At 42.8% G+C, this 8,897-nt stretch carries 9 protein-coding genes; 7 read left to right on the forward strand and 2 right to left on the reverse strand.

Translation table 11 applies throughout. From position 1 onward, the window contains the following. Positions 1–264 precede the first annotated feature (264 nt). From devC to VE944_RS26210, 4 genes are all read left to right on the forward strand, one after another. A complete protein-coding gene (devC, locus tag VE944_RS26195) occupies positions 265–1,431 on the forward strand; it encodes an ABC transporter permease DevC (RefSeq protein ID WP_324984055.1) in 1,167 nt (388 codons plus the stop codon). Between the two features lie 118 nt (positions 1,432–1,549). Next, entirely contained in the window at positions 1,550–2,242 is a 693-nt protein-coding gene (locus tag VE944_RS26200; protein WP_324984058.1) for a DevA family ABC transporter ATP-binding protein, read from the forward strand. Positions 2,243–3,155: 913 nt separating this feature from the next. Then, positions 3,156–4,091 (forward strand): M23 family metallopeptidase, encoded by a 936-nt coding sequence (locus VE944_RS26205; protein ID WP_324984061.1) that lies wholly within the window; start codon positions 3,156–3,158, stop codon positions 4,089–4,091. Positions 4,092–4,212: 121 nt separating this feature from the next. Then, entirely contained in the window at positions 4,213–4,752 is a 540-nt protein-coding gene (locus VE944_RS26210) for a late competence development ComFB family protein (RefSeq protein WP_324984064.1), read from the forward strand. 73 nt (positions 4,753–4,825) lie between these two features. Here VE944_RS26210 and VE944_RS26215 read toward each other — a convergent pair whose 3' ends face one another. Continuing rightward, complete coding sequence (locus tag VE944_RS26215) at positions 4,826–5,803, reverse strand: L,D-transpeptidase (protein ID WP_336649328.1); 978 nt, start codon at positions 5,801–5,803, stop codon at positions 4,826–4,828. Positions 5,804–6,082: 279 nt separating this feature from the next. Here VE944_RS26215 and VE944_RS26220 point away from each other — a divergent pair, with 279 nt between their 5' ends. The 3 genes from VE944_RS26220 to VE944_RS26230 all read left to right on the forward strand — a co-directional run bounded on the left by VE944_RS26220 (position 6,083) and on the right by VE944_RS26230 (position 8,029). Next, positions 6,083–6,223: a hypothetical protein gene (locus tag VE944_RS26220; RefSeq protein WP_324984070.1), complete on the forward strand. Its 141-nt coding sequence runs from the start codon at positions 6,083–6,085 to the stop codon at positions 6,221–6,223. Between the two features lie 380 nt (positions 6,224–6,603). Beyond that, positions 6,604–7,260: a sigma-70 family RNA polymerase sigma factor gene (locus tag VE944_RS26225; RefSeq protein ID WP_190939988.1), complete on the forward strand. Its 657-nt coding sequence runs from the start codon at positions 6,604–6,606 to the stop codon at positions 7,258–7,260. A 154-nt stretch (positions 7,261–7,414) separates the two neighbouring features. Next, positions 7,415–8,029: an anti-sigma factor family protein gene (locus VE944_RS26230; protein ID WP_324984078.1), complete on the forward strand. Its 615-nt coding sequence runs from the start codon at positions 7,415–7,417 to the stop codon at positions 8,027–8,029. Positions 8,030–8,552: 523 nt separating this feature from the next. Here the strand turns inward: VE944_RS26230 and VE944_RS26235 are convergent. After that, on the reverse strand, positions 8,553–8,897 hold a 345-nt coding region (locus tag VE944_RS26235; RefSeq protein ID WP_324984080.1), incomplete at its 5' end, for an O-methyltransferase.

The raw sequence follows: 8,897 nt of genomic DNA on the forward strand, positions 1-8,897 counted from the left end.
GGGGATGGGGAGACAAGGAGACTTGGGGAATTGTCTCCCCATCCCCAAGTCGTGCGGCAACGCCCAAGGGTTTAAGACCCCCACCACTTTTTGGTGGACTTGAATCAGGTGGGGTCTGAATCCCCATCTGATTTCCTCCCCTTGTCCCCTTGTCCCCTTGTCTCTTTCTTCAATCTTTCTTCCCTCACTCCCTCATCCTCCTCATCTCCCCCTGCCTCCCCTGCCTCTCCTACTCCCCACTCCCCACTCCCCCCTTCTTATAATGTGATTAAACAACTGCGACGGCGAACCCCTCTTGGATGGCTGCAACTGAATCATGAAAAAAGCCGTCTTTTAGTGGCATTGTCAGGGATTGCCTTTGCGGATCTTCTCATGTTCATGCAACTGGGCTTTCAGACTGCGCTGTATGACAGTAACACTAGACTGCATCGCAGTTTGCAAGCAGACATTGTTTTAACCAGTCCCCAAGCCCGTAACTTGCCAAGCTTGTCTACATTTTCTCGGCGGCGACTTTACCAAGCAATGGATATACCAGGGGTGAAGTCAGCAGAACCAATGTATTTCAACAACACAATCTGGAAAAATCCTCAAACACACCGTGAGGCGGGAGTATTAGTTATTGGGTTTAATCCAGATAAGCCAGCCTTTGACTTACCCGATGTTAACCAGCAATTGCAGACAATCAAGCTGCCAGGTGCTGTCTTGTTTGATCGTGGTGCTAGAGGAGATTATCAAAAAGCGATCGCTCAAATTGACCAAGGTAAAACCCTAACCACCGAAATAGAACGGCGCACAATTACCATTAGTGGCTTATTTCAAGTCGGCGCTTCTTTTGGCTCTGATGGCAATTTGATTACCAGCGATCAAAACTTTTTGCGGCTATTTTCTGGGCGACAGTCCAGCAGTGTCAGTTTAGGTTTGATAAAGGTAAAACCAGGTTATGACCCGAAAAAAGTAGCAGCAATATTGAAAGCCTACCTAAAAGATGATGTCAGAGTCTTAACCCACGCCGAATTTATTGAATTTGAGAACAACTTCTGGAGAACAAATTCCCCAATTGGGTTTATTTTCAGCCTGGGTGTATCGATGGGCTTTGTGGTGGGCGTGATTATCGTCTATCAAGTCCTTTCCACCGATGTTAATGCCCATGTTCGGGAATACGCGACCTTTAAAGCAATGGGATATCGCAATTACTACCTGCTAGGTGTGGTGCTTGAAGAATCGTTGATATTGGCAGTGCTGGGCTTCTTACCCGGATTAGGAGTGTCCTTAGCACTTTACCAACTGACTCGCAGTGCCACAAATTTACCCATGTACATGACTGCAATTCGAGCATTGCAGGTATTAGTGCTAACTATCATTATGTGTACAATTTCCGGTGCGATCGCAACCCGCAAACTCCAAGCCGCCGATCCTGCTGATATGTTTTAGAAATGGGTACTGGGTACTGGGGACTGGAAAATATTTCCAATCCCAATTCCCAATCCCCGATCTCCAATTCCCAATCCCCAATCCCCAATCCCCATTCCCCATTCCCCATTCCCCAAATATGCTTCCCGTCATCTCCATCCAGAATCTCGACCATTATTTTGGTCAAGGCTCACTCCGTAAGCAAGTTTTATCTAACATCAACTTGGAGATTAACGTCGGTGAAATCATTATTATGACTGGGCCCTCTGGTTCTGGAAAGACTACCTTGCTGACCTTAGTAGGTGGATTACGTTCTACCCAATCTGGTAGCTTGCGGGTATTGGGACGAGAACTTTGTGGCTCTAGTACTGAACAACTAGTACAGACGCGACGCCGTAACGGTTATATTTTCCAATCACATAACTTGCATGGTAGTTTAACAGCACTCCAAAACGTCAAAATGGCTTTGGAGTTGCATAAACATCTTGGCTTAAAAAAGATGCTAGCTAGATCAGCCCAAATGCTAGAACAGGTAGGATTAGGAAATCATTTACATTACTATCCTGATAAACTATCTGGGGGACAAAAACAACGAGTAGCGATCGCTCGTGCCTTAGTTAGTCATCCTCAAATAATCCTGGCAGATGAACCCACAGCCGCCCTTGACAGTCAATCGGGACGAGATGTAGTCAATCTCATGCAAAAACTGGCAAAAGAACAAGGCTGTACTATCTTGATGGTTACTCATGATAACCGCATCCTAGATATAGCTGATCGCATCGTTCACATGGAAGATGGCAAACTCAAGTCAAAAGTAAAACTATCAGCTTAGAGTTGATCAGCCTTTATTAATCTAGCTTCTCAACTCTGAATGAGAACATTTTAGGTAAAATCACTGTTATTTTACACTCGACACCCCCATATCAACATTAGTAATATCTGTTACGAGTGTATAAACGAGCATTAAGATTAGATGAACTGAAAATCCTAGAAATAATTTATACTATACATCAATAAAATCTATGATAGGGTGGGCATCTTGCCCACCCTATTTGTGCAAATTAAATACTCAACAACTTACTAGAAATAGCTTTGCCTAAATCTTTTGGGGTTATTTCTGACGCTTTACCCTTGCCCTTGCTTTACCTGGGTTGGTGATTTACCTACATCAACTTTAACCTAACAGTGTATTATGAGGGTCCAGTTGAACAAGTGTCCAGTTGATTCCAAGAATTTATTCAAGTATTATTATCTAATGGTTAAATGCTAACAGGTTTCTTTTGTTGCCTAACAAATGATACCTATAGCACGCCAAGAGAGCGTCTTTAACATAAATTTAGCTAAATTTTAAGACTATTGCCAATGTAATATACCTTGGTTATTAAAGTTAACATCAATTCACTAAATTACAGTTACAAATCATTCTCCCTTGTATCTTAGAGGATGTTTGAAAAGTCCTCTTCTCGGTAACAAAACGTTTAGATCCCCCTAAATCCCCCTTAAAAAGTGGGATTTAGAAGGGCTTTTGCCCCCCTTTTTAAGGGGTTTTGGGGATCAATGAGTGCCTAAGATCGCAGCCAACTACTTTGCAAACAACATCTTACTCCCTGCCTTTGTCTTATCCATAAGTCACTGACAGATTTCCCAATATTTATAGTTTTCAACAATATTTACTTCAAACAGGAAACACTAGTAGAAATAAGCTAGTCTATTTTGCAACACAAGCAAGGGATTTTTGTAGCTCTATGATAATTGAGAATAGCGCTAGTAGTTCAAACAAGAAGTTGCTCGGTTTTGATGTCAAGAGTTTGACAGCCAATCGTCGTGCAATAAATGTGTTAAAGGGAATATTTGCTGTTCTCCCTCTCACCTTCGCATTGCCTGTAGAAGCTTTACAAGTAAAGGTGACTCCAACTAATCCTAAATTAGGGGATACGCTTTCGGTAGAGATTAATCTAGATAATCCCGATAATACTACAAATCCAACAGTAGCTAGTGGTAAGAATACTTACCCAGCCTTTGAAATTGCACCCAATCAGTATCGGGCTTTTGTTCCCACAACTCCGCTAGAAAAAGCTGGAACTAGAACACTTCGGGTTATAGGGGATGGTCAAGTACAAAACTTGGCAGTGAATGTGCTTAATCGCAAGTTCCCCGTACAACGCATTACTTTACCACCTGGCAAAGCCGGAGTGGGTGCAACAGACCATGAACTTAAGCGTGTGGCAGCTTTCAAGGCACTACAAACACCAGAAAAGTATTGGAATGGAGTATTTCTGAAGCCAAATGCAGGGCGGATGAGTACAACCTATGGTGTACGTCGCTACTATAATGGTACATTTGCAAAGGACTACTATCATCGTGGTCTTGACTACGCTGGTGCTACCGGTTCATCCGTAATTGCCTCAGCCCCTGGGCGAGTTGCTTTGGTAGGTAGGGTATCCCAAGGTTTTAGGGTACACGGTAACGTAGTTGGCATTGACCACGGTCAAGGAGTAACCAGTATTTTCATGCACCTAAGTCGTATTAACGTTAAAGAAGGTGATTTTGTGAAAGCTGGTCAACTAATTGGCGCAGTAGGTTCAACAGGTGCTTCTACGGGGCCGCATTTGCACTGGGGTCTGTATGTCAACGGACAATCTGTTGATCCAACACCTTGGCGAACTAAGGTCGTTAAGTAGTAGAGACGGAGTTGATCGCCTCTGTGCATAATTTGTATTTTTTTTGCTGAGAATTACACAAAAGAAATTAGATTGATACCGTCCCTACCTTGCTTGGCTAACATAAATGATGATAAGCATTATGAGCATCGAAAGAATTGTAGAACAAGCTCTCCAGGATGGTTATTTAACACCAGCAATGGAAGCAGAAGTAGGTAGAATCTGTGACAATGCCTCGGAACTCTCAATTGAAGAGTATATGGCGTTGGATCGGCTAATGGGTTCGCTGTTGACTGGTGAGGTAGTGGCGGTACCTCGCAAACAATTTATTAACGTTATGGAAGAATTGGTACTGACGGAAGCGATCGCCCGAGTCGCAGAAATTGAAGCTACCAGCGAAAGTTCTCTAGATGTCGGCGATATTGCTGCTTACGCTCTCAACAGGCTACCACCTTTATATGCTACTACAGAAGAAGGTGCTAACTTCCAGCGCCAAACTGCTCAGGCACAACTGCAAGACTTGATTTCTCAGCAAATCAGTGAGGCGATTAATCGTTACCTCGATCGACCCAATTTCTTCCCAGAACGGCAAGCTTTGGGTAAAAACACTGGAAATGAAGTTGTACGCCAAGTTAGTGCTTTACTCCAAACATACGCACCTAACTTTGAGCAAAAATTATAATTTTAAGAGTCATTAGTCATTGGTCATTTGTTTTAAACAAACGACAAAAGACTAATGACTAATGACTCTATAATTAATCACGCACTAATACTGTTGTCCCTAAACTAACTTGCTCATATAACAATCGAACATCAGAATTACGCATTCTTAAGCAGCCGTGGGATACAGCCGTTCCTACCAGGTCAATTTCCGGCGTGCCATGAAAGCCAATTTCATTCCGTCCATCTGACCAAAAACCAATCCATCTGTCTCCCAAGGGACTATCCGTACCAGCCTCAAATACTTTACCTGTAATCGGGTGACGCCAAATTGGATAGTGTCGCATGTGAATCACCTGGAAAGAACCTGTGGGCGTTTCCCAACCTTTCTTACCTATAGCGATTGGGTAGCTAGCTATCACCTCATCTTCTGCGTATACATAAGTCCGGCGATCACTTAAATCAACTACTACTTGCGTCTTAGCATCTGCCAGCCTGTTAGATGGTACTTGTTGGGCTGAAGCCTGAGACCATATACTTTTTGGCCAACTATCTGTAACTGGATTTTGTCTTTCTGCTTGTGCCACCAGCCGCGTCTTAGTTGGTAGTTCGGTTTCTTTAGCTACATTCTTTTTAATGATTTGGGGCTGAGTTTGGGGGACAATCGCGCCTGCATTAGTCGCTTTGGCTACATTCTTCTTAATTATTTTCGACTTAGTTGCTTTCGCTACATTCTTTTTTTTAATTACTTCCGACTTAGTTTGAGGCTTAATAGCAGAGGACTTTGGTGTAAACACCCTCTGAGCAGTTGTGCCTTGGGTGGCTTCATCAACTGGCACAGATGCACCCAGTGCAATTTCCCCTAAACTAACTTGGGAAAGATTTTTGTAGACTCCTTCTGGGCGGCTTCCCTTAGGATTGGTTAGGGTAGAATCTCGCCGCATCGCAGTGGATACAGACTTATCAGACTGCCGTTCTGCCGTGGTAATGCGCCAATGGACAGCTAAAGATAAAAATGCTGTGCCAAAACAGAGCAACATTACCACCCGCCCTACAGATTCATTTCTTACCATTGCCATCGCCTATTATTTATCCCTGACATATCCAGCCGAGTAATTCGATGAGTTCATCATCCGATCATCAAAAATTTATCAATACTTATCATTTCTGTTATAAATCTGCCAACACCTCTGGGCAAACTAAGACTATGCAAATTGTTCCAGCAGGAAAACTCCAAGTGACCAACCTCATTCCTCCTAAGTTCTGGGGGTTGTAAGCCAATACTTAGACTTTCTGGTGCAACTTTTGAAATGTAGTAATCAATTCTTAGTGGTGTCGGTGGGAGAAAAATCATGTTTGAAAAACTATTCTTAGCAGTCACAATTACATTTTCCCTCAATTTCCTTTTTCAAGTTCGTGTAGCAGAGCAACATAATGGTGCTACCTACGGGTCACAACCAGAACAATCAGCAGCTATTCTGGTAACAAAGTGAAAAAAATAAATCACCATTATAGTTAGTTACCATAGCAACGCAACTTCCAGAAATTAATACCTCAACTTTAAAGGTATTAAGAAGTTAGAATTACAAAAGTTTTATCTTCATCCTTATACCCAGATTTAATTATTTTTATCAAGCGTATATACTCAGTTGCAAAAAGTATTAAAATGTGCATGTTGCCGCGCTTTTATTAATTAATGGGTCCTGGCTAACTATGCCAGCAGTATAAGGAAAAAGTGGTCCTCCTTATTGCTATAAATGTATCTAAAATTGTCTGCCTCAGTGTTCCAGTCATAAATCCGTCACCTTAGCATGGAACTTCTGTCCCATTAGCAGGTCTAATAGATAGGGATGATTTAGAGCCAGTACGATCTATGAGTCAGTCGATCTCTGTATCCTGGTCAACGGTTGATGCAAAGTATCCAGAAGCATCAGTGCAAGTTGACAAACTCCCTAACCACGATTTAATTTTGCGCTGTCAAGCGGGACTGCGACCAGATCGTGTTGCGTTTGCAGAACTATTACGCCGCTATCAAAGTCAAGTTGATAGAGTTCTATACCACTTGGCTCCAGATTGGGCTGACAGAGCCGATTTAGCTCAAGAAGTTTGGATTCGAGTGTATCGGAATATCAACCGATTACAAGAGCCTGCCAAATTTCGGGGCTGGTTAAGCCGCATTGCCACCAACTTGTTTTACGACGAGTTACGGAAACGCAAGCGGGTTATGAGTCCTTTGTCACTGGATGCTCCCCGTTCGTTAGAAGACGGCGAGATGGATTGGGAAATCGCTGGTGATACTCCCGGTCCTGAAGAAGAACTGACAACTAGAGAATTTTACGAACAACTGCGAGAAGCGATCGCGGATTTACCAGAAGTTTTTCGTACTACCATTGTCCTGAGAGAAATCGAAGGCATGGCTTATGAAGAAATTGCCGAAATCACTGGAGTTTCCTTAGGAACTGTGAAGTCAAGAATAGCCAGAGCTAGAACGAGGCTGCAAGCTCACTTGCAGAATTATCTAGATTCCTAATTTACAGTATCTTGCCTCTGCCCAATGGCAGAATTTCAGCATAGATTAAGAATACCCACAACGTAGATCGCTTCTGCCCTGAGGAGGAAAATTGGCTAATTTCTCCGAATCTCCCGCCCAGTTTACCCGTGTATGAATTGGTAATAATGTTAAGATGACTACGGATTCTCAGTTTTACGACCGTTCTCCTTTGCAACTTCCTCAAGATTTGTCAGATGGAATGGCCAATCATACCAATGAATCAACGGGTCTTATGGATATGGTGAAGCGCGATCGCTTCGAGTTATTGAGTGCTTATCTCGATGGTGAAGTCACAGCAACTGAACGCAAGCAAGTAGAAGAATGGCTGGCAAATGATGCCTCAGTTCAATGCTTGTATGCCCGACTGTTAAAACTGCGCCAAGGCTTGCGGACTCTCCCAGTGCCAGCATCCCAACAGTCGCCAGAAGCAACAGTTGGGCAAGTATTGACACGTTTGCGCCGCCGTTCCCGTTTAAACTGGATGGCAGGAGGTGCAGCCCTTGCTGCTTGTGTAATGGGTGCAGTATCTGGCTTAGTACCTATTGGTTCGAGAGTGCCGCAACTGGCACAACGACCACAAACAGAACCAATACAAACATCTTCAGCGTCTATAATTCCACCTTCTCCTTTGATGGTAGGGCTAAATAACCCGGTAATTGAAATTCCTAAAGCAGCAGTAGCTTCTCCAGAAAATCCAATTTATCCGTTACAGCCCCAACGGCACGACTCCAAGCAGGACATAAACTAATCGCAAAATTAACAGTTCACAGATCGTAACTGGACTTTGTGGTTAAACGACAGCCACTTCACCAGCCGTCAGGTTGGAGGATGCCTCCTAATTGGTCAAGTCGGTCTAGAGTCATTAAATAAACCTAAGCCCAACCCAGAGAGAGCTACTGTGGCTCATAAACCTCGATAATTTGTCGATTATAGAGGTTTTCTGGTGGTTGTCTATTGGGCTGCTAATCTTCTGTAAACAACTAAAAAAGTTGTACAATTTTAGGCGCTAGAACCATTATATTAGCGTTAACGTTAATACTAATCTCCAAAAATAAACTTGTACAATTTATCTAAAATTACTAAAATCTGTAGAAGTATAAAAAAGTTGTACAATTCCTCAATAGTTAGCCTTGTAAGGGTTTGGGAGTATTTACTATAAGACTCAATGGCGATCGCATCGTTGAGATGGAAGATGCTAAACTCAAGCTGTTAACTCATCCCCCGGCTTCAAGCCGGGGGATTTCGAGTCATTGGTCATTGGTCATTAGTCATTAGCACCAAGATTCAACTTTATATTTGGAATGCGTAGGCGCAGCCCAACCTAGGCATCGCACTTTTACTTGGTGCAATACAGGACTTCCGGCTATTATGCAATATAGTTTTCTCCTTGCCCGTCTCCTATCATCGCTTTCAGCTTTTAGGATGTACCTCATAGCTGCCGTAAGTGCTGTATATTCAAAACGAGTTTTAGCGTACTTATCTTTTTCTATACTTATCATGTCCTCAATATGTAAGGATTTGTGAAAAAGAATAAAGTCACTAAAGTAAGTTGAGCCAAAACCTACATACCTATAAGCTGCAACTTCTCCGAACGGACTTAAGCATCGGAGAGAATC

Origin of the sequence: Nostoc sp. (assembly GCF_035638895.1) — a bacterium.
GTDB lineage: Bacteria > Cyanobacteriota > Cyanobacteriia > Cyanobacteriales > Nostocaceae > Nostoc.

What these genes read in the sequence shown, in the direction of transcription:
- VE944_RS26225 (WP_190939988.1), top strand. Translation starts at nt 6,604, where the DNA reads ATGAGTCAGTCGATCTCTGTATCCTGGTCAACGGTTGATGCAAAGTAT.
- VE944_RS26205 (WP_324984061.1), top strand. Translation starts at nt 3,156, where the DNA reads ATGATAATTGAGAATAGCGCTAGTAGTTCAAACAAGAAGTTGCTCGGT.
- VE944_RS26220 (WP_324984070.1), top strand. Translation starts at nt 6,083, where the DNA reads ATGTTTGAAAAACTATTCTTAGCAGTCACAATTACATTTTCCCTCAAT.
- VE944_RS26215 (WP_336649328.1), bottom strand. Translation starts at nt 5,803, where the DNA reads ATGGTAAGAAATGAATCTGTAGGGCGGGTGGTAATGTTGCTCTGTTTT.
- VE944_RS26230 (WP_324984078.1), top strand. Translation starts at nt 7,415, where the DNA reads ATGACTACGGATTCTCAGTTTTACGACCGTTCTCCTTTGCAACTTCCT.
- VE944_RS26200 (WP_324984058.1), top strand. Translation starts at nt 1,550, where the DNA reads ATGCTTCCCGTCATCTCCATCCAGAATCTCGACCATTATTTTGGTCAA.
- VE944_RS26210 (WP_324984064.1), top strand. Translation starts at nt 4,213, where the DNA reads ATGAGCATCGAAAGAATTGTAGAACAAGCTCTCCAGGATGGTTATTTA.